We start from the raw sequence: 26048 nt of genomic DNA, 5'->3' as shown, positions 1-26048 counted from the left end.
CAGAACCAAGTGACACGGCGGAACCAAAGTCAGGCCGATTCAGGTCGAATCTTCCTCTGACTCACGCGCTCTCAGCCATGCACTCACGTCGCTCACGACTTGGTCAAGTCCTCCGAAGAGTTCTGCCATGGAGAGTCGAACAGAAACTCCGTGAGTTGCTCGGCGTCATCCGACATCCCGATATCCTCGCGACCCGATAACGCCTCAGCCCACGTACAGAGATCGGATTCTTGAAGTAGACCGACACGAAATGCGTCAATCACGCGGCCGAGATCGTGGAACGAAAGGACGACTAACTCCTCTTCGGAATCCCAAGGAAACCCGGCAAGCACTGCCGCGGCCTGCTGAACGGGATGACGAAGCTCGACGAGGCTCAAAATCGCTTCACGACGAGTCAAGGATTGGGCGGTCATCAGTTCAGCTTGTCCTTAACGTGGACGATTGAGCCATCAGGTGCAACCTGAGTCTTTGTATAGCCAATCGTCGTCCCTCTCGAGTCGACTGTCTTTGAATAGGTCGCATAGGAACCAGGCACCCGCCCCGGGACATGAGTGGTGAACTCCACGCCGCCCTGGTAAGCCTTGGCTGTCGAGAGATGTAGGGATGCTCCTCCTTCGCTCGTGGCTTCGACCATGCCCCGCGTCACGTCCCTACGATGCCTCACCACCGCCGAGAACGACGCCTACGCAGCCATCGCGACGATTGGCGTTGGCACGCAGCCTTCCGCCGAATCGAACAGGAACGGGCCCATCGCGGAAGCGCGCCGCGAGCTGGCCTTCGTCGGCTGACCGAGCGGGCAGCCCCACCTTCGTTCACCAGGAACTCGATCAGCGGCCGAGCATCTCAGCGCTGGTGTCACTGTTGAATAAACGTTGGATAAACGTGAACGCGCCCGATCCAGAGCGAATGATGCTGGGAAATCCCAGATCAAGGGGATAATTGCCACGACAGGGACTTGATGCGTGAATCATCTGGACTCGGGTTCAAATCCGGCGCAAAACTCCTGATCAGAGCAATATACGGCAATCCTGATCCACTCGATCGGAGAACATGCCCATCTCGGAAAGGACGGAAAAAATCCTGATCAGAAGTACAATTCAATGAGTAGGGCGGACGGGACTTGAACCCGTGACCGATGGATTATGAGTCCACTGCTCTGACCAGCTGAGCTACCGCCCCGCGCGCCGGGTCAGTCTCGATGCGTCGCCGGCGCGGTATCGGTGACCGGGTCGGTCACCGGCCTCCCACGATACAGGCTCTCGAATGTCGAGATCGTGCGCTGGATGTCGTGTGCGGCGATGAGTCGGATCGACCCGTCTTTCAGTACGCGGTAGTCGGCTGGGGAGGCCTCGAGCACGGTGCGGAGCTTCGCGGCGAGATCTTCCGCGCTGCCCGGCTCGAAGAGGTATCCGTTCTCTCCGTCGTGCACGAGGTGCGGGAGCGCCATCGCGTTGGCGGCGACGATCGGCAGTGCCGAGGCCATCGCCTCCATCGTGACGATGCTCTGCAGCTCGGCGATCGACGGCATCGCCAGCACAGAGGCGCGATGGTAGGCCTCGCGCAGCTCGTCATCGGTGACGTACCCCGTGAAGGTCACCCGGTCGGCGATGCCGAGTTCCACGGCCAGGTGCTCGAGGTTCTTCTTCTGGTCGCCGCCGCCGACGATCTCGACCTTCGCGTCGAGCGAATCGGGGAGCAGTGTGAGCGCACGCAGCAGCACATCGATCTGCTTCTCACCTGTAACGCGGCCGACGAACAGGATGCGGTTCTCGGTGCGAGGCTCCCAGCTCGGTGAATACTTGTGTGCGTCGACGCCGCACGAGATGGCGTGCACCTCGGAGAGACCGGTGTGCTTCTCGAGGAACTGCGCCGCCCTGCGGGTCGGCGTCGTCACCGCTTCGGCGCGGCCGAACGTACGGCCGGCGGCCTTCCATGCCAGCCCGACGGCCCATTCCTGCCATGCAGGCGGCAACAGCGTGAACTCGAGCATGTTCTCGGGCATGAAGTGGTTGGTGCCGATGATGCGGATGCCGCGCTTGTTGGCTTCGACCGAGAGGCCGCGGCCGGTGATGATGTGCGACTGGAAGTGCACGACATCGGGCTGCACCTGGTCGATGACGCGGGCACTGTTCTGCCTGATGCGCCATGGCAGTGCGAAGCGAAGCCAGTCGTGCGGGTACCAGCGCCAGCTCCGAAGGCGGTGCGCGGTGATCTCCTGACCTTCGTGCACCTCCTTCCATGTGCCATGCTTGCGGCTCGCTGCCGGAGCCATGACGTGCACGTCATGGCCACGCTCGGCGAGGCCCGCAGCGAGGCGTTCCGCGAAGCGGGCGGCACCGTTGACATCGGGGGCGAAGGTGTCGGCGCCGATCAGGACCGTGAGCGGTCGATCGGTCTCCGCGCCGGCGGTGCCGGCGGGGGTACGCGCACCGGGGGTGTCAGACACGTGGGGTTGTTCCTCACCATTTCATCGAATCGAGGGCGATCGGCCTTCGTCGGGGCGCCGCGACAGGCGGATCGGCGCGCGGACTGAATCCGACGATAGTCTACGCAGCGCAACGCAGGCTGCCGTGCGCTCGCATGTCGGAGTGTGAGTTCGGTTCAGCTCACAAGCGCGTCTGCGGGTGGTTTCGTGCGAGCTGGAACACACCCCACACGGCGATCACCCCGGCGAGGATGAACACGCCGATCGCCCAGAGCGGCGCCTGCGAAGCTTCGCCGAGCACGAGAATGCCGATCGCGACCGCCACCATGGGGTCGACGACCGTCAGACCGGCGATGACGAGATCGGGCGGGCCCGAGGCGTAGGCGTTCTGCACGAAGTAGGCGCCGAGCGCCGTCGCGCCGAGCAGTCCAAGCACGCACAGCCAGCTGAGCCATTCGAACTCGCCCTGCTGGAGCCGGCCGAGCAGGACCTTGGCGAGCGTCGCGACGAATCCGTACAGTACGCCCGCCATGATCACGTAGAAGATCGCCCGGATGCGCTCACGGAACATGCCGAACGCCACGGCGGCGAGGGCGAGCACCACGGCGAGAATGATCAGGATCGTCACGAGCTGCTGATCGGTGACCGGCTTGTCGACGGCGGTGAACGCGGCGACACCGACGAACAGGAACACGCCGCCCACGCACATCACGATCGCCGAGATCGACTTGCCGTTCAGCTTCACGTTATTGATGCGCGAGTTGAGGATCGAGGTGATGACGAGCGCGATCGCGCCGAGCGGCTGCACCACGATGATCGGTGCGAAGTAGAGGCTCGACAGCTGGAAGGCGATCGCGAGCCCGAGCATGACCGTGCCGATGACCCACGACGGCCTCGCAAGCAGGAGGGCGAGCTGCCGGCCGTTCAGCCCCTTGCCGAGGGTATCGACGGTGTGCGACTCGACCTTGACGACACCACGGTGCTGGAACTGCGCACCGAGCGAGAGGAACACCGCGCCGACGAGAGCGAGCGGGATTCCGATGAACTGGGTGGGGTCGAGGGCAATCTGTTCAGAAAGCTCGCTCAGGTCCGGATCCACGCATCGACCCTACCCGTTCACAGCCGGATATCCTTGCCGAATGGCCGTGCTCCCCATACGAATCACCGGCGACCCGGTGCTGCACTCACCCGCTCTTCCCGCCGAGACGATCGACGACGATCTCCGCACACTCGTGCGCGACATGTTCGAGACGATGGATGCCGCGCCCGGCGTCGGCCTCGCCGCACCGCAGGTCGGCGTCGGCCTGCGGCTCTTCACCTACGGCTGGGTCGACGAGTCGGCCACTCTTTGGCGCGGTGTCGCGATCAACCCCGAGCTCTGGATCACACCGCCGCCCCCGGGCGAGCCCGACGTCGACGAAGAATCGGAGGGATGCCTCTCCGTGCCCGGGGAGCGCTTCGGCCTGCGCAGGGCCGAGCGCGCGATTCTGCGCGCAACCGATCTCGACGGCCAGCGTTTCGAGATCGAGGCTGAGGGATGGCTCGCGCGCATCTTCCAGCACGAATACGACCACCTCGACGGCACGCTCTACACAGACCGCCTCGGTGAGCGCGACCAGCGCATCGTCGCGAAGATCACCCGCAAGCTGGGTTGGGGCAAGCCTGGGCAGCAGTGGATGCCGGGAGTCGATGACCTCGAGGCCTGAGCCGGTTCAGGGCGACGGATGCCTCGTGCAGCCGATTCACACCAGTGCACGGATGCCGGCCGCCACCGCTGCGGCGACGGCGACGACCACGACGAACGGCACTTTGAGCGCATACAGCGCGGCAGCGACGATCACCGCGGGAACCCGTGCGTCGATGACGATCTCTTGGCCGACCCCGAGCGTCTGCACCGCGATGAGCGCGGCCAGCAGCGCGACGGTCAGTAGGTCCGCGATGCGCGCGGGCCGCTCGCGTTCGAGGAATCCGGCCGGCACGAAGTGGCCGACGAGTTTGAGAGCCAGCGTCGCCGCCGTCGCGATGAGGATGATGTGCCAGGTCGTCACGATGCACGCCTCCGGTTGAAGAGGTCGAACCAGCCGACGACGACCGCGACCACCGCGGCGACGAGCACCGGCACGCCGGGCATCAGCACCGGTGTCGTGAGCGTGGCCACGACTGCGGCCGCCACGGCGACCGCACCTGCCTGGAAGCGCTTCAGGCGTGGCCAGAGCAGCCCGAGGAAGGCTGCTGCGGCCGCGGCATCCAACCCCCATGCCCTCGTGTCGCCGAGCGCGTCGCCGATCAGTGCACCGGCGAGTGTGGTGAGGTTCCAGCCGACGAAGATCGTGACGCCCGTGACCCAGAACCCGATGCGCGCACCGCGCTCAGTCGATTGCGCGAGGGCGACCGCCGTGGATTCGTCGATGGTGATCCACGCCGCGGCGACGCGTCGCCACACTCCGCCGCCATCGGCGCCGTCGACGATTGGTTTCATGCGCATGCCGTAGACGACGTTGCGGATGCCGAGCATCGCGGCGGTGGCGATCGCCGAGCCGCCCGCGGCGACGCCTCCGCTCGCGAGCACACCGACGAGCGCGAACTGGGAGCCACCGGTGAACATCACGAGGCTGAGGAAGCACGTCTGCCAGATGTCGAGTCCGGCTGCGACCGAGAGCGCCCCGAACGAGATGCCGTAGATCGCGGTCGCGAGACCGACGGCGAGGCTGTCGCGAACCGCGCCGGAGCGCACAGCGCGCATCGTCTCGGCACGCTCGGAAGGCGGCATCGCAGCATCGGCGTGCTCGTCCACGAGACCTCCCTCATCGACGAAGGGCCGCCCGGATGCCCGGACGGCCCTCACTGCTCCCCCACTTGGACTCGAACCAAGAACCTACCGGTTAACAGCCGATTGCTCTGCCAATTGAGCTATGGAGGATCGCTTGTTCAGCGTCAATACTCTAGCAAAAGATGCCCCGACTCCCAATTCGACGCCGCCCGAGCGTCGTGAACATCTCGGGTGCGGCATCCGTCATGCCGAGGGACCCAGATCGAGGTCGTCGATCACGGCATGACCGGCGTCGAGCGCCCCGGCCAGGGCCATGACATACGGATGCCGCGGATCGTCGAGCACTTCGTCGATCGTGCCGATCGCAGCGAGCCTGCCCTTGTCGAGCACGGCGATGCGCTCGGCCGTGCTTCGCAGCACAGGCAGATCGTGGCTGATGATCATCGCCGAGAACGTGTGCTGGTCGCGAAGCTCGCCGATCAGTTGCGCGACCGCATCGCGAACCGTGAGGTCGATGCCCGCGGTCGGTTCATCGGCGACCAGCACCGCAGGGCCGAGCACGAGCGCGCGTGCCAGGGCGACCCGCTGCCGCTGCCCGCCCGACAGTTCGTACGGGTACTTGTCGAGCATGCCGAGCGAGAGCCGCACACCGTCGAGCATCGTCGCGACCCGCGTGGCAAGGGCCCGCGCGTTGTAGCGGCGATCGCGCTCGAGGATCGGCTCCGCGATGATCTCGGAAACGCTCCGGTCGGCCGGCAGCTTCGATGCGGCATCCTGCGGGAGATAGCCGACGTGGAACCGGTACTCGGGCACCTTCCGCTTCGGGATTCCGCGCAGCGACTGGCCGAGCACGGTCGCGTCACCGCCCGTGATGACGGCTCGGCCCTCACCTGCTCGAGTCTCGAACGCAGCGCCCGAGAGCACCTTCGCGAGAGTGCTCTTGCCGCTGCCCGCACTGCCCAGCAGACCGAGCACTTCACCGGGAGCGATCGTGAGAGTGAGCCCGTGCAGCGCCACGTAGGCGGGGCTCGCACCGTGCGCCGGGTACTCGACCGAGAGATCGCTCAGCACGATCGGGAACCCGTGGGCGGCGCCACGCATCAGACGGCCTCCCGAAGTCGACGGAGTTCTTCCCGTCGGGTGGCCTGAGCGACCGGATCGGGCACCGGCAACGAAGCGAGCAGCCGCTGGGTGTACGGATCGCTCGGCGCGCCGAGCACCTCTGCTCCGGTGCCCTCCTCGACCAGAGAGCCCCGGTAGAGCACCGCGATGCGGTCGGCGAGCAGGTCGACGACCGCGAGGTCGTGGCTGATGAACAGCGACGCGAAGCCGAACTCGCGCTGCAGTTCGGCGAACAGTTCGAGCACGCGAGCCTGCACCGAGACGTCGAGCGCCGAGGTCGGTTCGTCGGCGATGAGCAGTTCGGGCTCGAGCGCGAGCGCCCGGGCGAGACTGGCACGCTGCCGCTGTCCGCCGGAGAGCTCATGCGGATAGCGGTCACCGTACGCACGGGGCAACTGCACGGCCTCGAGCAGCTCGTCGACCCGGGCGCGCGCAGCGCCGGGATTCGACGCCCGGCCGTGGATCACGAGCGGTTCGGCGACGCACTCGGCGATCGTGAGCAGCGGATTGAAACTCGACGCCGGGTCCTGGAAGACGAAGCCGATGCGGCTGCGCAACGGTCGGAACTCGCGCTCGCGCACGTCATTCATCTCGTGCCCGAGCACGCGGAGGGAACCGCCGGTGACCTTCGTCAGACCGGCGATGGCACGCCCGATCGTGGTCTTGCCCGATCCCGACTCCCCCACGAGGCCGAGCACTTCACCCGGGCGGATGACGAAGTCCACTCCATCGACGGCTCGGAAGCCCGAACGGCCGAACCGGCCCGGGTAGACGATCTCGAGACCGGATGCCTCGACGACCGGCGCCTGGTCGGCCCAATCCGTCGGTCGTTGTTCGGCGCGGTCGATCGCACTCGCCGTGCCGGTGCCCACGTACGGCACGGCTGCGAGCAGCGCCTTCGTGTACTCATCCTGCGGCGAGGCGAAGAGCGTCTCGACATCTGCCTCTTCGAAGACCTTGCCCTGGTACATCACGGCGACCCGGTCGGCGAGGTCTGCAACGACACCCATATTGTGGGTGATGAGCACGATGCCCATGCCGAACTCATCGCGGCAGCGACGCAGCAGGTCGAGGATCTCGGCCTGCACCGTGACATCGAGCGCGGTGGTCGGCTCATCGGCGACGATGAGACCCGGGTCGAGCACGAGCGCCATCGCGATGACGACGCGCTGCTTCTGCCCGCCCGAGAACTGGTGCGGGTAGTGGTCGACACGGTGCTCAGGATCGGGGATGCCCACGCGGCCGAGGATCTCGACCGCCTTCGCCCGTGCGTCCTTCTTGGAGATCTTGGTGTGAGCGCGGAGCCCCTCGATGATCTGCCACCCGACGGTGTAGACGGGGTTCAGGGCGCTCGACGGCTCCTGGAACACCATCGCGACATCCGTGCCCCTGACGCCGCGCAACTGCTTCCTCGAGAGCGAGACGACATCGTGCTCGGCGGTGCCCGCCTTGTTGGAGAGGATGACCGCGCCTCTGGCCGTCGCAGTCTCGGGCAGGAGCCCGAGAATGGCCTTCGCCGTGACGGTCTTGCCGCTGCCCGACTCGCCGACGATCGCGAGGACCTCGCCCCGTTCGACCGAGAGCGACACATCGTCGACGGCCTTGACCGCGCCTGCGTCGGTGGCGAACGAGACGCCGAGCCGTTCGATGCTGACGACCGTGCTCATGACCGGACCTCGATTCCGTGCTCGTCGAATGTTTCGCCGTCTTCGAGCCCGGCCAGTCCGCCCGGACCAGCGGTGAGTGCGCCACCGGGTACGACGGATGTCTCTGCGACCTCACCGGACGACTGTGCGACCCTGCGTCGCCCACGCAGTCGCGGGTCGGCGAGGTCGTTCAGGCTCTCGCCCACGAGGGTGATGCCGAGCACGACCAGCACGATGGCCAGACCGGGGTACAGCGCGGTCCACCAGATGCCGCTCGAGACGTCGGACAGGGCCTTGTTGAGGTCGTAGCCCCACTCAGCGGCCGCGGTCGGCTCGATACCGAAGCCGATGAAGCCGAGGCCCGCGAGGGTGAGGATGGCCTCTGACGAGTTCAGGGTGAAGATGAGCGGGAGTGTGCGCGTCGCGTTCCGCAGCACGTGGCGGAACATGACCCGGCTGTTGGAGGCGCCGAGCACCTTCGCCGATTCCACGTAAGCCTCGGCCTTGATGCGCACCGTCTCGGCGCGGATCACGCGGAAGTACTGCGGGATGAACACGACCGTGATCGAGATGGCGGCCGCGAACACGCCGCCCCACAGGTTCGACTGGCCTCCCGAGATCACGATCGCCATGACGATCGCGAGGAGCAGCGAGGGGAAGGCGTAGATGGCGTCGCAGACCACGACGAGCATGCGGTCGAGCCAGCCTCCGAAGTAACCGGAGACGAGCCCCAGCAGCACACCCGCGAAGATCGAGAGGATGACGGCGATGATGATCACGAGGATCGCGGTCTGCGCACCCCACAGCACTCGAGACAGCACATCGTAGCCGCCGACCGTCGTGCCGAAGAGATGCTCGGCCGACGGGGGCTGCTGGCTTCCGAACGGCCCCTCGGCGTCGCGCAGCTGTGCGAAGCCGTACGGGGCGAGCAGGGGCGCGAAGATCGCCACCAGCACGAAGAGGACGGTCAGCACGAGGCCGGCGACGAGCATGCCGCGCTGGAGGCCGACGCTCTGGCGCAATTGGTGCACGACGGGCAGCCGGTCGCGGAGGCGCCGTTTCGGCGCCCGGATGACGGTGTCGGTCGACATGTCAGTACCTCACCCTCGGGTCGATGAGCGCCGCGATGATGTCGACGATGAAGTTGGTGAGCGCGACGATCACGGCGAGCAGGGCGACGATGCCCTGCACCGCGACGAAGTCGCGCGCCTGGATGTATTCGACCAGTTGGAACCCGAGCCCGTTCCACTCGAACGTCGTCTCGGTGAGCACTGCGCCGCCGAGCAGGAGGGCGATCTGCAGTCCGATGACGGTGATGATCGGGATGAGAGCGGGGCGGTACGCGTGCTTCTGCACGAGCCGGTACTCGCTGACTCCGCGCGATCGCGCCGCATCGACGTAATCGGTCGAGAGCGTGCCGATCACGTTCGTGCGCACGAGCCGCAGGAACACGCCGGCAGTCAACAGGCCGAGCGCGATCGCCGGAAGCACCGCGTGGGCGAGCACATCGCCCAGTACCGCCGGGTTGCCCGTCATGATCGCGTCGATCGTGTACAGGCCCGTCTTGTTCGGCAGCACCTCCATTTGGAGCTGCGCGCTGACGGAAGCGCGCCCGGCCACCGGCAGCCAGCCGAGCCAGACGGAGAAGACGAGCTTCAGCAGAAGTCCGGCGAAGAACACCGGGGTGGCGTAGCACAGGATGGCGAACACGCGCAACGCGGCATCTTGACCCTTGTCGCGGAAGTACGCGGCGACGAGACCCAGCGGAATGCCGACGACGAAGGCGACGAGCAGGGCGTAGAACGCGAGCTCGAGGGTCGCGCTGCCGTAGGTGACGAGGATCTCGGTGACCGGACGATGATCGGTGATCGTGGTGCCGAAGTTGCCGGTGAAGAACTGGCCGATGTACTCGAGGTACTGCACGATGATCGGTCGGTCGTAGCCTGCCGCGTGGATGCGCTCGGCAAGCTGGTCGGCGGTGAGCCGGCCGCCGAGCGCGGCGGTGATCGGGTCCCCTGTCGAGCGCATGAGCACGAACACGAGGGTGACGAGGATGAACACCGTCGGGATGATGAGCAGCGCTCGAACGATGATGTATCGGCCGAGACCACCACCGGAGGATTTCGGCCGTCGCCGTTTTTCAGGGGACGCGCTGCTGACGGGCGCCGTCGTCGTTGAAGTCAATGTTCGCCAATCGGGTGTGGGCTGGAACGCGGGTGGCCCGCTCCGGAGAGCGGGCCACCCGTTCCTTGCGTTGAAGAGACTCTAGTCGTTCAGACGACTCAGCCCTTCGACAGTGCCGCGTAGCGGAACTTGAACGACGCGTCGAGCGTGTCGTCGGCGCCTTCGACGTCGGTACCGGTGACCGCGACCTGGGCACCCTGCAGGTACGGCACGGTCGACAGGTCGGCCGCCACCTTCTGCTGGATCTCCTCGATCTGCGCGGTGCGCGCGGCGGGGTCGGGCTCCGAGGCCTGCTTGATGATCAGGTCGTTGACTTCCTGGTTCACGTAGTGGTTCCCGAGGAAGTTCTCGATCAGGAAGAACGGCGTGACGTAGTTGTCGGCGTCCGAGTAGTCGGGGAACCAGCCCAGCTGGTACGCCGGGTACACGTCGGACGTGCGGTCCTCGGAGTACTGCACCCACTCGGTGGTCTGCAAGTTCACCGTGAACAGGCCGCTCGCCTCGAGCTGGTCCTTGATGAGCGCGTACTCGTCGGCCGACGAAGGGCCGTAGTGGTCGTTCGAGTACTGCAGGTTCAGCTCGACCGGCGTGGTCACGCCGGCTGCCGTGAGACGCTCGGCCGCCTTGTCGGCGTCGGGCGCGCCCTGACCGTCGCCGTACATCTCGACGAGCGGCTCGACCGCAGCTGCGATGCCGGCGGGCACGTAGGAGTAGAGCGGGGTGTAGGTGCCCTTGTAGACCTGCTCGGCGAGCTCATCGCGGTCGATGAGGTCGGCGACGGACTGACGAACGGCGAGTGCCTTGGCCGGGTCGGCCTCGGCGGTCTTCGCACCGTAGGGCTGCGTGTCGAAGTTGAAGACGATGTAGCGGATCTCGCCACCGGGGCCCTCGACGACGTTGACCGCGTCGTTGCCCTTGAGGTCGTCGATGTCGGTCGCGGAGAGGCTCCGGTATGCGACGTCGATGTTGCCCTCTTGAACGTCGAGCTTCAGGTTCGACGACTCGGCGTAGTACTTCAGGTTGACCGTGTCGGTCTTCGCCTCGGCGAGGAGCCCCTTGTACTCGGGGTTCTTCTTGAACGAGATGAGGGTGTTGAAGTCGTAGCTCGCGATCGTGTACGGGCCGGCGAATGCGTTTGCCGCGACGATGTCGTCGTCGGAGGTCAGCTCGTCGGCGGCGAAGACCTCGTCGTCGACGATCGCACCCGGGAAGCTCGTGAGGATCAGCGGAAAGACCTGGTCGTTCTCGGCCTTGAGGTGGAAGACGACGGTGGTGTCGTCGACGACCTCGGTGCTGTCAAGGTTGTACAGCAGGCTCGAGGCGCCGTTGGGGTCGGCGATCGCCAGCTGACGGTCGAACGAGAACTTCACGTCGTCGGCCGTCAGGTCGTTGCCATTGGCCCACTTCAGGCCCTCGGGCAGCGTGACCGTGTATTCGGTCGGTGCGGTGAACTCGGCGCTCTCGGCGAGGTCGGGCACGACGTCGGTGCTCTGGTAGTCGGTGTTCAGCAGGTACGGGAAGACCTGCGTCTGCACCGCGAGCGAGCCGTTGTCGTACGAGCCGGCCGGGTCGAGCGTCGTCACCTTGTCGGTCGTGCCGACGGTGACCGAGTCGCCCGAGGCGCTGTCGCCGCCTGCGTCGGCCGAGCAGCCGGCGAGTGCGAGGGCTGCGACCGAGAGACCGGCCACGGCGACGAGGCTACGCCGACCGTTCTTGGATGCGGATGTCATATCCGTCTACCTCTTCCTATGGATTTCGGCACGACCGCCGCGTGGCGGATGCCGAGCTGTGTGTGAGACCGAGACGTTCGGGTCCCGCGGGACGAGCCGGGTTGCTCATTCCCACCCTCATGAGATGAGGTGAGGGCGCCCCACCGCGCGCTTGCGGGAGACCCTTCAAGAGGTAGCACGGCGACCTTGAGGGAGAACCCAACGTTATCGGACCGTAATGTTCAACAATTCCGAACAATATCGGTCGGAAGTCCCCACTCTTCGGAATGTACTGACGTCTGTCGCTCGAAGAGCTCTCGGTGGGAGGCTTCCTGCACACCATCTTGACAGCGGACTCAACGCCGCTTCACAGGATTGAGAGTGGGCGGCAAGCCCGCGAACACGATCGGGAGGTTGGCAGTGACACGACACAACCCAGCGGAACGGCTTGAGGCGGGACGCAGAACCGGCATGAGGCGAACGACCGTCGCGGTCGTCGCCGCTGCGGGCGCAATCGCGCTCGCGTCAGTCTCGAACAGCGCCGCGATGGCCGCGCCGCCCGGCAGTTTCGACCCTGACGTCCTCAACCCCGTCGACTCCCAGAACTGGGAGAACATGGACGACATGACCTGGGACGACTACGTCGGCGTGCCAGGCACCGACTGGGCGAACGACGCCGAAGGCTCGGACCGGCAGTTCAACGGCGCCATCGTGCTCGTCGACTTCGAGAACCAGCCGTTCCTCGTGACCCAGCCGGAAGGCACGCATGCGTTCGGCGATCCCTCGGGCCTCGCCAACGGGCTCGAGCGTGAAGCGGTGCCCGGCTTCTATCTCGACCTGCTCAACAAGCCGAGCGAGTTGAACCACGGCCGCACCATCAATGAGTACTGGATGGAGCAGTCCGGTGGCCGGCTCAGCGTGCAGATGGAGGCATTCGGTCCCTACGAACTGCCGGGAAACATCGAGGAGTACGGTCTGAACGACTCGTTCAACAAGCCGAACGCCGCATTCTGTCCGCAGGGCCTCTCGTGCGACAAGAACATCCGCACCGACGCGCTCGCACTCTGGGGCGCCGACATCGGGAGCACGGATCCGCTGACCCAGTTCGACCAGGTCTTCTACGTCACCGCCGGGCATGACGAGTCTGCGACGTGGGAGGAATTCGGGCAGATGCTGTTCGAGAACCCCGAAGACGTCACCGACGACTTCGGACCGCCCCGTGATGAGAACGGCATCGCCCTCGACCAGAACGGCGCGCCGATGGCGAACTGGGCGAAGACCCGCTACGTGCCGTGGACCTCATGGGCGGCTGCGGTGAACCACTGGCCGAACGCGAACTCACCGCGCAACGGACGGGCCGGCAACTCGACACAGGCAGAGTCTTCGGGCATGGGCACGTATGCGCATGAGTTCGCACACATCCTCGGCATCTCAGACAACTACGGAAACCCGTACGGTACCGAAGCGGCCGACGGCGGACCACTGCGCGACACCAGTGGACCGTTCGATGTCCTGGCCAGAGGAACGTTCAACGGCCCGGGCGGCACGCACGAGCGATGGAGCGTCCCGTCGGTCGCCGGCGGATCCCAGCCCTCGGGAGTCGCGCTGCGCAACCGCATCGACCTCGGCATCATCGACGAGTCGAACTACCTGAACCTTCAGGAGAGCGAACTCGATTCGCTCGGTTCGATCGTCACGAACGTCGTCTCGCGGGCCGTCATGCGTCCCGGTGAACTCACCGGCATCAACCTGGTGTTCGACAAGCCGGGCGAGGCCGCGGCCGACGATTCGAGCGGCACGTGCACCCGGCAGGCCCAGTTCGACTGCGACGGCGGTTCCTTCGACAACTACACCGTCGAAGTGATCGACCAGATGGGCACCGACTCGTTCCAGCCCGACCACGGCGTGATGATCGCGAAGACGAAGAACCAGGATCGCAACCCCTTCATCTGGACGATCGACGCGAACCCGCAGGACCTCGCGACGGTCGACTACGTTCGCCCCGACGGCACGCCGATCATGGTTACTCGAGGCGACCAGCGCCAACTGAACGACGGGCTCTTCCACGCCGGCAACGACTCCGGTTCGGAGTACGAGTACGTTGACACCGCGAACGGGCTGCACTTCTACGTCGTGAACGTGCAACGCGACGACGACGGCATCCTCGCCTACGACGTCGCCGTGCGTTCGACGGTGAGCGCCGGGCCGCAGGCCCGTGGCGTCGACCTCGGTCAGGCGGTCGTGAACGGCCACCTCGCCTCCATGCACGGTCAGGCGCAGGCGAACGGCATCGCGATCGCGCAGTGCGCCGTTCCGCTGACGAACACGGGTGGCGCGGTCGAGGATGCGAAGGCGAACAGCGACATCTATCGCCTCGCGACCTCGATCGAGGGCCGCGGCTGGTCGGTGCAAACGCCGAGCAGCATCGTCACCGCAACGGCCGGGGAGACGATCTCCGTGCCGGTCTATGCGTCACGCGGCGCCGACGCCGCCCGGGATGCCACCGTCACGATCACCGCGACGTCGGAGAACGACCCCTCGGCAACCGAGACGATCACCTGCGAGCTCGACGCACCGGGCAACGGCCGCTGAGTCGACCGCGCCGATCGGGGCGCGCGGAACGGGAAGCACTCCCGTTCCGCGCCGCCCCGTTCGGCGTCGGCATCCCCCGTACCTGCACCACCCACCACGCCCGCCGCACTGACGGGCACGAGGAGGCAACGTTTGTTCACGTCCGTTCGACGTTCGGCACTGTGCCTCGCACTCCTGTTGCCGACCCTCGCGCTCACCGCTTGCGCGAGTTCGCGCGGCGCCGACGATTCCGCCGGCGATGGCGCTGTGCTCGAACTCGTCGTCCGCGATGGTCACCTGCGAGAGCTCGGCGCTTCGTGCTCAGGCGCGAGGCCGTACCTCGAGTTCCACAAGGGTGCCGAGCTGAGCTTGCTCGACGAGAACGGTGGCCAAGCGTTCGGGGCGGTACTCGACGATGGCGAAGCCGTGAAGGTCGACGAGATCGACTACGGGAACGCACCGCGCATCCCGACCTTCTGCCGCTTCCAGCTCGGCGCCGCAGAACTCGAAGACGGCGTGAGTTATCGGGTGAGCATCGACGGCCACGTCGTCGCCGAACATCGAGCGGATGCTGCTGCGACGATGGTGTTCGTCCCCGCACTCGCCGACCTCGACCCCGCCATCGAAGAACCAGAACGATCGGAAGGATCAGAATGAACGGCATCCAACCGATCGCGATGATCGGCACCGTCGCCGCACTCATCCTCGCCCTGACCGCCTGCACGAGCGGCCCTCGAGGCGGCGTCGCCCAATTGCCGGGGCCGCTGCCCGAGGGCGCCTCATACGCAACCGGCACGGTCGGCCCTGCGGCCCCGGCCCTCGAGGGCGCGCTCATCGATGACACACCCGTCGACCTCGAGACGCTCGCGGCCGGCCGGCCGCTGATCGTGCAGTTCATGGCCAGTTGGTGTTCGAGCTGCGCTGAACAACAGTCCGTTCTCTCGGAGATCGACTCGGAGTACGGCGACATGATCGCCATCGCGCAGGTCTCGGGTGATACCGATGGGGCGGCCCTCGCGAGCTACCTCGACGAGCATCACGTCGATCAGCCGGTGCTCGTCGATCCCGAACTTCAGATCTGGCGCTCGTACGCGGTGACCGAACCGCCCATGACCGCACTCATCGACGCTGATGGACACCTCGTCAAGCTCTGGCCCGCCGGAGCCGATGTGGTGAAGCTCAGGGAGCAGCTCGATCGCATCGTCGCGGACGACGACTGACCCGCGCTACTCCGCGCGAAGCGCTCGACGCTCGGTCTCGATCTCGACGAGAGCGCGCTGCAGCGTGCCGTACGCCGCGAGATCGGTGCGATCCGTACGCTGCAGGCGCCCGAGCAGTTCGGATTTCTGTCGCAGCAGCTCGCGATCGACGAGTGCACTCACGACCGCCTGCACGTACGCAGTGAGCTCGCCCTCGCTGCGCTGCGGCACGGGGGCGACCGCGAGTTGTTGCACGAGGCCCGCGAAGGGCGCGGGCACCTCGGCGATGACGCGATCGACTCGCACCGCCGGATCGGGCGTAGCCAGCACCGAGGCGATTCCATCACGGATGACGGCGAGCGACGGATTGCCGAAGCGGCTGTCGACGGCGTGACGCAGCAGTTCGGCTCCGACCGCGTCAGGGTACTGCAGCATCGCCTGGAGGGCATCGCGCTCGAGGCGGGTGGCGGGGTCTGCCGGCAGTTGGGTGATCGAGAACGGGCGCTCGGGGACATCCGTCGCGACCGCCGTGCCGCCGCCGGCCGTGGCGGACGCCGGCGACCCGCCCCGCTCCCCCGCCGGCTTCGCACGACTCGATGCCGATCGCACGGCGCGCGTCACCTCGGCGAGTTCGACGCCGAGCATGCGCGCGAGCTGGTGCGTGTACCCGGGGCGAGCCGCGGGGTCGCGCATCTCGGCGATGATCGGCGCCGCCGCTCGAAGTGCGGCGACCCGCCCCTCGACTGTTTCGAGGTCGTACCGAGCGAGGGTGTGCTTGATGACGAACTCGAACATCGGCGTGCGGGAGTCGATGAGGGTGCGCACCGCAGCGTCGCCTCGAGCGAGACGCAGGTCGCACGGGTCGAGCCCGTCGGGAGCGACCGCGACGAAGGTCTGGGCTGCGAAGCGCTGCTCTTCGCCGAAGGCGCGCATCGCGGCCTGCTGGCCTGCGGCATCGCCGTCGAAGGTGAACACGACCTCGCCGAGGCCCGAGTCGTCGCCGAGCACCCGGCGCAGCACCTTGATGTGGTCGACGCCGAAGGAGGTGCCGCAAGTGGCGATCGCGGTCGTGACGCCGGCGAGGTGGCAGGCCATGACATCGGTGTACCCCTCGACGACGACGACCCGACGCGACTTGGAGATGTCGCGCTTGGCGAGATCGAGACCGTAGAGCACCTGCGACTTGTGGTAGACCGCGGTCTCGGGGGTGTTCAGGTACTTGGGGCCCTTGTCGTCGTCGAGCAGGCGCCGGGCACCGAAACCGACGGTCTGCCCGGTGACGTCGCGAATGGGCCAGACGAGTCGGCCGCGGAAACGGTCGTATATGCCACGATCGCCCTGCGAGACGAGGCCGGATGCCGCGAGCTCATCACTCGTGTACCCGCGGCCCTTCAGATGGTCGGTGAGCGCATCCCAGCTCTTCGGCGCGAAGCCGACGCCGAACCGCTTCGCCGCCTCGGCGTCGAACCCGCGCTCGCCGAGGAACCGGCGACCGACCTCGGCCTCGGGCGTGCCGAGTCGTTCGGTGAAGAACTCGGCAGCGGCTTGATTCGCGGCGAGCAGCCGAGCCCGGTTGCCATGATCGGAGGCCTGCCCGCCGTCTTCGTAGTGCAGTTCGAGCCCGATGCGCCCTGCGAGCCGCTCAACGGCTTCGGTGAAGGAGACGTGGTCCATTCGCTGCAGGAACGTGTACGCGTCACCCGACTCGCCGCAGCCGAAGCAGTGGTAGTAGCCGAGCCCCGGCCGCACATGGAAGCTCGGACTGCGTTCGTCGTGGAAGGGACAGAGCCCCTTCATCGACCCGACGCCGGCGGACTTCAGATTGACGTGCTCGCCCACGATGTCGGCGATGTTGGTTCGGGCCTTCACCTCATCGACATCGCTCTGTCGAATTCGGCCCGCCATGGTTCTCATCCTAGTTCGCCCGGAAGTCCCGACGGCCGGCCGACGGCATCGGTTCTCAGCGCTGCACGAGGCGCTCGTACCAAGCGAGAGCCGATTGGTCGGTGAGACTCGCGACCTGGTCGACGACGACGCGCTTGCGCGCAACATCATCTGCGGCCGCTCGCCAGTCTTCGGCGAACCCCGAGTCGAGGTGCTGCTCGCCCGTCTCGAGAAGCGTGTCTGCGAGGGAGGTGAGCACTTCGCGCTGCTGGTGATAGATCGGCTGCCGAGTGTTGCGCGACATCACGAATGCCGCGACGATGCCCTTCAGCACCGCGATCTCCGCCTGGATCTTGCGTGGCACGACGACGTCGGCGTCGAATCGGATGAGGCTCGCGACCGGGAACGCCGCCCGAGTCGATGCGGTCGCAGCGTGCGCGAAGCGGCCGATGAGCTGGCTCGTGAGGTTCTTCAGACGGCCCTGGTCGCGGCGACTTCCGTCCCACGTGTCGAGCCAGCCGTCGAGCGAATCGAGCCGATCGAACGCCGCGATGAGTTCGTCGTGGGCGATGGACCCGCCGATCCACTCGTACATCGAGCTGACGAGACCGTCGTGATCGACCCGTGCGCCGAGAGCGGCGACGTCGATGTAGCCGTTGACGACCGCGTCTTCGAAGTCGTGAACTGAGTAGGCGATGTCATCGGAGAGGTCCATGACCTGCGCCTCGATGCAGAGCCGTCGCTCGGGTGCGCCCGCGCGGAGCCAACGGAACACCTCGACGTCGCCCTGGTAGAAGCCGAACTTCGCACGGCCCGACGGATCTGCGACGCTCGTCTCTTCGGGCCACGGATACTTGCAGCTCGCGTCGAGGCTCGCCCTCGTGAGGTTGAGGCCATAGCTGCGACCATCGGGCCCGAACACCTTCGGTTCGAGCCTCGTGAGCAGTCGCAGCGTCTGCGCGTTGCCCTCGAATCCGCCGACGTCGATCGCCCACGTGTTGAGCGCCTTCTCGCCGTTGTGGCCGAATGGCGGGTGGCCGAGATCGTGCGCGAGGCAAGCAGTGTCGACGACGTCGGGGTCGAGTCCGAGACTCTCGGCGAGCTCACGACCGACTTGGGCCACTTCGAGCGAGTGCGTGAGCCGATTGCGCGCGAAGTCGAGGCCCGCAGTGGGGCTCAGCACCTGGGTCTTCGCGGCCAGTCGGCGGAGCGCACTGGAGTGCAGGAGCCTCGCACGATCGCGAGCGAAGTCGCTGCGCCGTGAGGAGTGCGTTTCGGGGAGCCAGCGCTCGGTATCGGCGGGTTCGTATCCGCCGAAGAGTCGTTCGCGCACGCTCAGCCGCCACTCGTGTCGAGTTCGGCGTCGACGAGGGTGACCCGATCGTGGCCGACGAGCTCTTGGGAGTCGAGCCAGCCCTCGGGCAGCGCCGGCTTCTTGGGAGTGCCCGCGCGGCCGCGCGGACCCTCGGCGCCCTCGCCCGGGTAGGGCATCGACCAGTCGAGGGTGCCGAGCAGCTCGTCGAGCTGGGCGAGGGACTCGACCGTCGCGAGCCGGGCCCGAAGGTCTCCCCCGACGGGATAACCCTTGAAGTACCAGGCGACATGTTTACGGATGTCACGGCACCCGCGCTCTTCGCTGTCGAAGAACTCGGTGAGGAGCTCGGCGTGGCGCCGGAACGTCTGCGCGACCTCGCCGAGCGACGGCTGAAAGCTCTGCGATTCTCCGCGGAACGCCGCGGCGAGGTCGCCGAAGAGCCACGGGCGACCGAGGCATCCGCGCCCGACCACGACGCCGTCGCACCCGGTCTCGGCGACCATGCGCAGTGCGTCATCGGCTGACCAGATGTCGCCGTTGCCGAGCACCGGAACGCTCGTCACGGTCTCTTTGAGCTTCGCGATGGCCGACCAGTCTGCCTCGCCGGAGTAGAACTCCGAGGCGGTGCGCGCGTGCAGTGCGACTGCGGCGACGCCCGCGCCTTCGGCGATGCGCCCCGCCTCGAGGTAGGTGAGGTGGTCGGCATCGATGCCCTTGCGCATCTTGATCGTGAGCGGGATGTCGCCGGCGGCTTGCACGGCGCCCTCGACGATGCCCCGGAAGAGCCCGCTCTTCCACGGCAGCGCGGCTCCCCCGCCCTTGCGGGTGACCTTCGGCACGGGGCATCCGAAGTTCAGGTCGATGTGGTCGGCCCGGTCTTCGGCGACGAGCATGGTGACCGCCTCGGCGACGGTCTTCGGGTCGACGCCGTAGAGCTGGATCGAGCGCGGCGTCTCGGACTCGTGGTGCGTGATGAGGCGCATCGACTCGGGAGTGCGCTCGACGAGCGCACGCGAGGTGATCATCTCGCTGACGTAGAGACCGGCGCCGAACTCGCGGCAGAGGCGACGGAACGCCGTGTTCGTGATGCCGGCCATAGGGGCGAGCACGACGGGCACGTCGAGGGCGAGCCCGCCGATCGTCAGCGGGCCCGCGGGAAGCGTGGTGGTGGAGGACATCACCAAGATTCTCCCAGAGTTCGGGGCGCAGTCGCCCGCTTCGGCCATGCGCACCTAAGATTCACGGGAAGACGAGGCTGGGGAGGACGAGATGTCAGAGCTCACGGGCGTAGATCGAGTGCGAGCGGATGCCGCGGCACGAGGCCTCGACGTCGAGATCATCGAGCGCCCGGCAGCGCGCAGCATCGAGGAGGCGGCCGAACTCCTGGGCATCACGCCCGCCGACATCGTCAAGTCGCTCGTCGTCAAGCGCAGCGACGACACGTACGTCTTCGCGCTCGTGCCGGGCGGTCGCAAGATCTCGTGGCCGAAACTGCGCGCTGTGGTCGGCGTCAACAAGCTCCAGTTGCCCGATGCCTCGCTCGCGCTCGCCGCGACGGGCTACGAACGCGGCACGATCACCCCGCTGGGCTCGACCACGGCTTGGCCGGTCGTCGCCGATGCCTCGATCGCGGGCCGCCGCGTCTCGATGGGAGCAGGCGAGCACGGCCGCAGCCTCTTCGTCGACGCCGATCGGCTCATCGATGCGTTCGACGCGACCGTCGCCGACATCTCCGATCCCGAATAGCGCGACTGCTGGTTGAGCCTGTCGATACCCGGTTTCGACAGGCTCAACCAGCAGTCGGGATGTAGCAGACGTCGCCCTCGCACACCATCGCCGACGCATCGCCCGTGATCATCGCGAACGGCGCGGGCACAGCAGCATCCGTCGCCTGAACTGCCTCGGGGCCGCTCATGCGGCTGCCCCGTCGCGCTCGCCGGCGACCTGCGTGATCGCTTGGGCGAAGACCTCGGCAGGTTGCGCACCCGAGATGCCGTACTTGCCGTCGATCACGAAGAACGGAACACCGTTGATGCCGTAGTCCTGTGCCTGCGCGATGTCGGCCTGCACGTCTGACGCGTAGCGATCCGACTCGAGCGCTTCGCGCGCGTCGTCTGCGTCGAGGCCGACCTCGACGGCGAAGCTCACGAGCTCGTCGATGCGGTTCACGCGCCCGCCCTCGACGAAGTAGGCCTTCAGCAGGCGCTCCTTCAGCTCGAGCTGCTTGCCGTTGGCCTTCGCGAAGTGCAGGAGTTCGTGCGCCTTCAGCGTCTTCGTGTGGGCGACTTTTTCGAAGTGGTAGTCGAGTCCGGCGTTCGCGGCGACGCCCGTGACGTGCTCGAGCATCTGCTCGACGCGCTCGACCGGCATGCCCTTTCGGTCGGCCAGGAACTCGACCGTCGAGCCCTCGAAGTCGAGCGGAGTGTCGGGCGAGAGCTCGAAGGAGTGGTACGTGATGTCGACGGCAGGTGCGTCGTCGCCGAGCGAGGCGATTCCGCTCTCGAGGTGCCGCTTGCCGATGTAGCACCACGGGCACGCGATGTCGGACCAGATGTCGATCTTGATGGCTTCACTCACGAAGTATGCGAACGGATGCATCGTGCACCGTATTCCCCACGCGGAGTTCCAGCCCGGCGAACTCGATGACGACCAGCACCTCGATAGGCTCGGATGATGCCCGATCCCGCACCGCGCCGCATCCTCGTCGCCGGCACGAGCGGGGCAGGCAAGTCGACCCTCGCGCGGCGGATCGCCGCGGCATCCGCCCTGCCGTACCTGGAGATCGACGCCCTGTTCCATGGACCGGGCTGGACGCCTCGCCCGAGCTTCATGGTCGATGTCGACGCCTTCACAGCGCAACAGGGCTGGGTCATCGAGTGGCAGTACGAGTCGGTGCGCGAGCTGCTCGCCGGCCGGGCCGATGTGATGCTCTCGCTCGACTACTCGCGCCCGCTCGTGATGCAGCGAGTGATCACGCGCACGGTGCGCCGTCGCCTGCGCCGCGAGGAGCTCTGGAACGGCAATAGGGAGGCGCCGCTCCACACGATCTTCACCGACCCCGAGCACATCGTGCGCTGGGCGTGGGACACCCACGCCGGGCGGCTCGAGCTCGTCACCGCGGCAGAGGCGCGTCACTCGACCCTCGAAGTCGTGCGGCTGCGGCATCCGCGCGAGGCAGACGCCTGGGTCGCTCGCGTCTTCGGACGCTCCGGCCATGACCCCCTTCCAGATCCGGGCTGAACGATATATCGTTGAGTATCGTTCGATTGCACCGCAGGAGGTCATCATGAACGGATCAGGCTCCACAGGAGAATTCGGCTCAACTGGTTTTTCGCGCGACGGGCCCGCCGCCGCGATCTGGGAGGCGATGCAGCAATTGCGCTCCTCGTTCGAACAGCGCCCCACATCGACCCGCATGGCGCGCGGCAATGTGCGCGCGGCCGTGCTGGCACTCCTCAGCGAGGAGCCGATGCACGGCTACCAGATCATCCACGAGATCGAGGAGCGCAGCGGCGGCAGATGGAAGCCGAGCGCGGGTTCGGTGTACCCGACGCTGCAGCTGCTCGCCGACGAGGGACTCATCGTCGCGGAGGAGCTCGGGGGTCGCAAGACCTACTCGCTCACCGAGGCCGGCCGCGTCGAAGCCGCCGCCGGGGCCGACCGACCTGCGCCGTGGGAATCTGCAGCGACACAGGGAGCGGACCAGCACCGAGCACTGTCGAAGGCGGGAGTCGAACTCGCCGCCGCAGCCGCGCAGATCGCCCGCAGCGGCACACCCGAGCAGGCGCGGCGCGCAGTCGAGCTGCTCGATGAGACCCGGCGCGGGCTCTACTCGATCCTCGCCGAGGGCTGAACCTGGTGGAGGGAGGCGCCGGGCCCGCGCGAACGCGCCGCATTCTGCGCTTCGCGGCGCGCCAACTCGCGGCGCTCTGGTGGTTCGAACTCGTGCTCCCCCGCATCGGGCTCGCGGGCATCGCCGAGCGCTCGCGGGAACGACGGATGCGCCGACTCGCCCAGCAGTTCCGCGTTCTCGCGGTCGACCTCGGCGGGCTCATGATCAAGGTCGGGCAGTTCCTCTCCTCCCGCCTCGACGTGCTGCCGCCCGAGATCACCGCCGAGCTCGAGGGTCTGCAAGACGAAGTGCCGGCCGAGCCGTTCCAGGCGATCCGCGCGCTCGCCGAGGCCGAGCTCGGTGCCCCGCTCGAGCGAGTGTTCGCCCGCATCGACGAGACGCCGGTCGCCGCAGCATCGCTCGGCCAGGTGCATCGCGCACGACTCGCCGACGGCGATACCGCTGACACCGGACTCGTCGACGTGGTGGTCAAGGTGCAGCGGCCGGGCATCGATCAAATCGTCGCGGTCGACCTCGCGGCCCTCCGCCGCATCGCCGGCTGGGTGCAGCGCGTCCGAATCGTGTCCGACCGGGTCGACGCACCAGCGCTCGTCGAGGAGTTCGCGGAGACCAGCCTCGAAGAGATCGACTACCTGCACGAGGCCGCGAGCGGCGAACGATTCGCCGAGGCCTTCGCCGACGACTCCCGGGTCGCCGCTCCCGCGATCGTGTGGGAGCGCACCACTCGACGCGTGCTCACGCTCGAGGACGTGACGGCGATCAAGATCAACGACACCGCTGCGCTGCGTGCCGCGGGCATCGCACCTGGCGAGGTGGCCCGGGTCTTCGCCGAGAGCATGTTCGAGCAGGTGTTCACTCACGGTTTCGTGCACGCCGACCCGCACCCCGGCAACATCTTCGTCACCCCGGGCGCGGCCAGTGCGGGCGCGCCCACGCCCGGAGCCGCCACGCCGTGGCGGCTCACGTTCGTCGATTTCGGCATGATGGCCGAAGTGCCCGCCGAACTGCGAGCCGGCCTCCGCACCCTCGTCATCGCCGTCGCCGCGCGCGACGGTCGCGGCATGATCCAGGCGGCGCAGCAGATCGGCGTGCTCCTTCCCTCGGCCGACACCGGCGAACTCGAGCGCGCCCTCACCCAGCTCTTCGCGCGGTTCGGCGGCTTGGGATTCGCCCAGCTGAAAGACGTCGATCCGCGCGAACTCAGCGACTTCGGCGATGAGTTCGGCGACGTCATGCGCTCGCTGCCCTTCCAGCTGCCCGAGCAGCTGCTCCTGCTGTTCCGGGCGCTGGCCCTGACTTCGGGCATGTGCAGCGCACTGGACCCCGACTTCAACGTGTGGAAGGCTGTCGAGCCCTACGCCACACAGCTCCTGAACGAGGAGCGCGGCAACCTCGCACAAGATCTCGGGGCGCAGGCCGCGACGAACGCCAAACTGGTCTGGCAGTTGCCGAATCGCATCGATGCGCTGATCACCAAGGCCGACGAAGGCAGGTTGTCCTTCGACACGTCACGGCTCGAGCGGCGCATCGATCGCATCGAAGGGCTCGCTCGCCGGGTCGTCTCCGCTGTACTGTTCGCGGCACTGCTCATCGGCGGCGCATTGCTCGCCACGCCGAACCCGGTGCTCAGCACGACCCTCGTGGCGGCCTCGGTGCTGCCGCTGCTGCACGCCCTGTTCGCCGGCCTCTTCAGGCAGCGCAGGCGGTGACGACGGCGCGCCAGCGGTGCCTGCTTCAGCTGACGGTCGGCGTATCCACCGCGCCGCCGAAGCGGCGGTTGCGACCCGCATACAACTCGATGGCCTGCCAGAGATCGACGCGCGAAAAGTCTGGCCAGAGCGTATCGAGGAACACCATCTCGGCGTAGGCCGACTGCCAGAGCATGAAGTTCGAGGTGCGCTGCTCCCCCGAGCTGCGCACGAACAGGTCGACATCGGGCAGCTCGGGCACGTAGAGACGCTTCGCGATGAGCTTCTCCGACACGGCCGAGGGGCGCAGCCGACCGGATGCCACGTCGTCGGCGATCGACCGCACGGCGTCGGCGATCTCGGTGCGCCCGCCGTAGTTGACGCACATGGTCAGGGTGAGCGTGTCGTTGCCCGCGGTGAGCTTCTCGGCGAACTGCAGTTCCTTGATCACCGAGGCCCAGAGTCGCGGCCGTCGCCCCGCCCAACGGATGCGTACGCCCCACTCGTTGAGCTGGTCTCGGCGCCGGTGCAGCACGTCACGGTTGTAGCCCATGAGGAACCGCACCTCTTCGGGTGAACGCTTCCAGTTCTCGGTCGAGAAGGCGTAGACCGAGAGGTGCTTGACGCCGGCTTGGATGGCCCCCGCGACGACGTCGAGCAGGGCCGCTTCGCCTGCCTTGTGCCCCTCGATGCGAGTGAGGCCGCGGCGGTTGGCCCAGCGGCCGTTGCCGTCCATGACGATGGCGACGTGCGCGGGCGCCGCGCCCTTCGGCAGCTCGGGCGGATACAGACCCGTCCAGTCGATCGGCCGATAGGCAACCGCGTCACGGTGTGTGAAGGGCTTCGGGCTCACTGGGTGGTCGTCTCCCTGGATACGTGCGGCAACGAGCGGAGGCCACGCTCGAGGTGCCACTGGGTGTAGGCGGCGATGATACCGCTCGCCTGGCCCCGGTCACGGTCGCTCGAGGCCTTCGCGAACGCCCAGTCCCCGGCGAGCAGCGCGCCGAGCAGCGCAACGGTCGAGGGTGCGATGCGGGGCGTGCCGGGCGGCGCGCACTCGTCGCAGACGACGCCGCCGAGTTGCACGACGACCGCCGTGTGCTCACCGACGCGGCCGCAGCGCGCGCAGTCCTGGAAGCTCGGGGCCCAGCCCGCAAGGGCGAGCGCGCGCAGCAGGTAGGAATCGAGGGTGAGGCTCGCGCCGTGTTCGCTCTTCGACAACGAGCGCAGGGCGCCGACGAGCAGCAGGTACTGCTGGAGCGAGCCTTCAGCTTCGGTGAGCTTGTCGGCGGCCTCGACCATGGCGTTCGCTGCGGTGTAGGCCGAGTAGTCCTGGGTGATGAGAGCGCCGTACGCGCCGAGCGACTCGGCTTGAGTGACGACGTCGAGGCTGCGGCCCTCGTACAACTGCAGGTCGGCGACCATGAACGGCTCGAGCCGGGAACCGAACTTCGAACCGGTGCGCCGCACACCCTTCGCGACCGCGCGCACCTTGCCGTGCTGCCGCGTCAACAGCGTGATGATGCGGTCGGCCTCGCCCAGCTTGTGGGTGCGGAGCACGACGGCTTCATCTCGATACACGGGCACCCTTCATTCTCCCACTCCAGACGGGCGAAGCGGCCGAAGCGGATGCCGCGGCGCGGTTGTCTCCCAGCGCTTCCGGCACATGGTTCACTGGTGCC

At 67.1% G+C, this 26048-nt stretch carries 26 protein-coding genes and 2 tRNA genes; 9 read left to right on the top strand and 19 right to left on the bottom strand.

Annotated elements, in window-relative coordinates; all coding sequences use genetic code 11:
- Positions 1-92 precede the first annotated feature (92 nt).
- Positions 93-413 (bottom strand): hypothetical protein, encoded by a 321-nt coding sequence (locus AC1C2U_RS01005; RefSeq protein ID WP_495359858.1) that lies wholly within the window; start codon positions 411-413, stop codon positions 93-95.
- Between the two features lie 219 nt (positions 414-632).
- Between AC1C2U_RS01005 and AC1C2U_RS01000 the strand changes: the two genes are divergently transcribed.
- On the top strand, positions 633-788 hold the full coding sequence (locus AC1C2U_RS01000; protein ID WP_495359857.1) for a hypothetical protein: 156 nt from the start codon (positions 633-635) through the stop codon (positions 786-788).
- 317 nt (positions 789-1105) lie between these two features.
- On the opposite strand, the gene AC1C2U_RS00995 is transcribed toward AC1C2U_RS01000, so the two are convergent.
- The 3 genes from AC1C2U_RS00995 to AC1C2U_RS00985 all read right to left on the bottom strand — a co-directional run bounded on the left by AC1C2U_RS00995 (position 1106) and on the right by AC1C2U_RS00985 (position 3524).
- Positions 1106-1179 (bottom strand) — tRNA-Ile (locus tag AC1C2U_RS00995).
- A gap of 10 nt (positions 1180-1189) precedes the next feature.
- Positions 1190-2446 carry a glycosyltransferase gene (locus tag AC1C2U_RS00990; RefSeq protein ID WP_495359856.1) on the bottom strand — a complete coding sequence of 419 codons (1257 nt, stop codon included), beginning with the start codon at positions 2444-2446 and terminating at the stop codon, positions 1190-1192.
- A gap of 160 nt (positions 2447-2606) precedes the next feature.
- Positions 2607-3524 (bottom strand): DMT family transporter, encoded by a 918-nt coding sequence (locus tag AC1C2U_RS00985; RefSeq protein WP_495359855.1) that lies wholly within the window; start codon positions 3522-3524, stop codon positions 2607-2609.
- Between the two features lie 40 nt (positions 3525-3564).
- Here AC1C2U_RS00985 and def point away from each other — a divergent pair, with 40 nt between their 5' ends.
- Positions 3565-4131, top strand: a complete 567-nt coding sequence (def, locus tag AC1C2U_RS00980; protein ID WP_495359854.1) for a peptide deformylase — start codon at positions 3565-3567, stop codon at positions 4129-4131.
- A 36-nt stretch (positions 4132-4167) separates the two neighbouring features.
- On the opposite strand, the gene AC1C2U_RS00975 is transcribed toward def, so the two are convergent.
- From AC1C2U_RS00975 to AC1C2U_RS00940, 8 genes are all read right to left on the bottom strand, one after another.
- Positions 4168-4473: an AzlD domain-containing protein gene (locus tag AC1C2U_RS00975; RefSeq protein WP_495359853.1), complete on the bottom strand. Its 306-nt coding sequence runs from the start codon at positions 4471-4473 to the stop codon at positions 4168-4170.
- Positions 4470-5168, bottom strand: coding sequence for an AzlC family ABC transporter permease (locus AC1C2U_RS00970; protein ID WP_495360821.1), 699 nt, complete (start codon positions 5166-5168; stop codon positions 4470-4472). Before AC1C2U_RS00970 ends, AC1C2U_RS00975 begins: the two co-directional genes overlap by 4 nt.
- 104 nt (positions 5169-5272) lie before the next feature.
- Positions 5273-5345: transfer RNA gene (locus AC1C2U_RS00965), tRNA-Asn, on the bottom strand.
- 93 nt (positions 5346-5438) lie between these two features.
- Entirely contained in the window at positions 5439-6296 is an 858-nt protein-coding gene (locus tag AC1C2U_RS00960; protein WP_495359852.1) for an ATP-binding cassette domain-containing protein, read from the bottom strand.
- A complete protein-coding gene (locus AC1C2U_RS00955; protein ID WP_495359851.1) occupies positions 6296-7984 on the bottom strand; it encodes an ABC transporter ATP-binding protein in 1689 nt (562 codons plus the stop codon). Before AC1C2U_RS00955 ends, AC1C2U_RS00960 begins: the two co-directional genes overlap by 1 nt.
- Positions 7981-9054, bottom strand: coding sequence for an ABC transporter permease (locus tag AC1C2U_RS00950; RefSeq protein ID WP_495359850.1), 1074 nt, complete (start codon positions 9052-9054; stop codon positions 7981-7983). Before AC1C2U_RS00950 ends, AC1C2U_RS00955 begins: the two co-directional genes overlap by 4 nt.
- A 1-nt stretch (position 9055) precedes the next feature.
- Positions 9056-10147, bottom strand: coding sequence for an ABC transporter permease (locus AC1C2U_RS00945; RefSeq protein WP_495359849.1), 1092 nt, complete (start codon positions 10145-10147; stop codon positions 9056-9058).
- Positions 10148-10245: 98 nt separating this feature from the next.
- Positions 10246-11877, bottom strand: a complete 1632-nt coding sequence (locus AC1C2U_RS00940) for an ABC transporter substrate-binding protein (RefSeq protein ID WP_495359848.1) — start codon at positions 11875-11877, stop codon at positions 10246-10248.
- Positions 11878-12327: 450 nt separating this feature from the next.
- On the opposite strand from AC1C2U_RS00940, the gene AC1C2U_RS00935 reads away from it, so the two are divergent.
- From AC1C2U_RS00935 to AC1C2U_RS00925, 3 genes are all read left to right on the top strand, one after another.
- Positions 12328-14448 (top strand): metallopeptidase domain-containing protein, encoded by a 2121-nt coding sequence (locus AC1C2U_RS00935; RefSeq protein WP_495359847.1) that lies wholly within the window; start codon positions 12328-12330, stop codon positions 14446-14448.
- 132 nt (positions 14449-14580) lie between these two features.
- Positions 14581-15084, top strand: a complete 504-nt coding sequence (locus tag AC1C2U_RS00930) for a hypothetical protein (RefSeq protein ID WP_495359846.1) — start codon at positions 14581-14583, stop codon at positions 15082-15084.
- Positions 15081-15647 (top strand): TlpA family protein disulfide reductase, encoded by a 567-nt coding sequence (locus AC1C2U_RS00925; RefSeq protein WP_495359845.1) that lies wholly within the window; start codon positions 15081-15083, stop codon positions 15645-15647. Before AC1C2U_RS00930 ends, AC1C2U_RS00925 begins: the two co-directional genes overlap by 4 nt.
- Positions 15648-15653: 6 nt before the next feature.
- Here the strand turns inward: AC1C2U_RS00925 and dnaG are convergent, their stop codons facing one another.
- From dnaG to dusB, 3 genes are read right to left on the bottom strand one after another with little or no spacing between them, the layout of a single operon-like run.
- Complete coding sequence (dnaG, locus tag AC1C2U_RS00920) at positions 15654-17531, bottom strand: DNA primase (protein WP_495359844.1); 1878 nt, start codon at positions 17529-17531, stop codon at positions 15654-15656.
- A 55-nt stretch (positions 17532-17586) separates the two neighbouring features.
- A complete protein-coding gene (locus AC1C2U_RS00915; protein WP_495359843.1) occupies positions 17587-18843 on the bottom strand; it encodes a deoxyguanosinetriphosphate triphosphohydrolase in 1257 nt (418 codons plus the stop codon).
- 2 nt (positions 18844-18845) lie between these two features.
- Entirely contained in the window at positions 18846-20003 is a 1158-nt protein-coding gene (gene dusB, locus AC1C2U_RS00910; protein ID WP_495359842.1) for a tRNA dihydrouridine synthase DusB, read from the bottom strand.
- A gap of 91 nt (positions 20004-20094) precedes the next feature.
- On the opposite strand from dusB, the gene AC1C2U_RS00905 reads away from it, so the two are divergent.
- Positions 20095-20571, top strand: a complete 477-nt coding sequence (locus tag AC1C2U_RS00905) for an aminoacyl-tRNA deacylase (protein WP_495359841.1) — start codon at positions 20095-20097, stop codon at positions 20569-20571.
- A gap of 43 nt (positions 20572-20614) precedes the next feature.
- Here the strand turns inward: AC1C2U_RS00905 and AC1C2U_RS00900 are convergent, their stop codons facing one another.
- Entirely contained in the window at positions 20615-20740 is a 126-nt protein-coding gene (locus AC1C2U_RS00900) for a hypothetical protein (RefSeq protein WP_495359840.1), read from the bottom strand.
- Positions 20737-21402 carry a DsbA family oxidoreductase gene (locus tag AC1C2U_RS00895; protein ID WP_495360820.1) on the bottom strand — a complete coding sequence of 222 codons (666 nt, stop codon included), beginning with the start codon at positions 21400-21402 and terminating at the stop codon, positions 20737-20739. Before AC1C2U_RS00895 ends, AC1C2U_RS00900 begins: the two co-directional genes overlap by 4 nt.
- A 96-nt stretch (positions 21403-21498) precedes the next feature.
- On the opposite strand from AC1C2U_RS00895, the gene AC1C2U_RS00890 reads away from it, so the two are divergent.
- The 3 genes from AC1C2U_RS00890 to AC1C2U_RS00880 are packed head-to-tail and all read left to right on the top strand — an operon-like array spanning position 21499 to position 24387.
- Positions 21499-22065 carry a P-loop NTPase family protein gene (locus AC1C2U_RS00890; protein WP_495359839.1) on the top strand — a complete coding sequence of 189 codons (567 nt, stop codon included), beginning with the start codon at positions 21499-21501 and terminating at the stop codon, positions 22063-22065.
- 46 nt (positions 22066-22111) lie between these two features.
- Positions 22112-22678, top strand: coding sequence for a PadR family transcriptional regulator (locus tag AC1C2U_RS00885; protein WP_495359838.1), 567 nt, complete (start codon positions 22112-22114; stop codon positions 22676-22678).
- Between the two features lie 2 nt (positions 22679-22680).
- Positions 22681-24387, top strand: a complete 1707-nt coding sequence (locus AC1C2U_RS00880) for an ABC1 kinase family protein (RefSeq protein WP_495360819.1) — start codon at positions 22681-22683, stop codon at positions 24385-24387.
- A gap of 25 nt (positions 24388-24412) precedes the next feature.
- Here AC1C2U_RS00880 and AC1C2U_RS00875 read toward each other — a convergent pair whose 3' ends face one another.
- Both AC1C2U_RS00875 and recO read right to left on the bottom strand, forming a co-directional pair.
- Entirely contained in the window at positions 24413-25219 is an 807-nt protein-coding gene (locus AC1C2U_RS00875; protein WP_495359837.1) for an isoprenyl transferase, read from the bottom strand.
- Complete coding sequence (gene recO / locus AC1C2U_RS00870; RefSeq protein WP_495359836.1) at positions 25216-25953, bottom strand: DNA repair protein RecO; 738 nt, start codon at positions 25951-25953, stop codon at positions 25216-25218. The genes AC1C2U_RS00875 and recO overlap by 4 nt, the downstream gene beginning before the upstream one ends.
- Positions 25954-26048: the final 95 nt, after the last annotated feature.

This window comes from Agromyces sp. Y575 (assembly GCF_059445445.1).
This window is presented reverse-complemented; position numbering and strand designations above follow the sequence as displayed.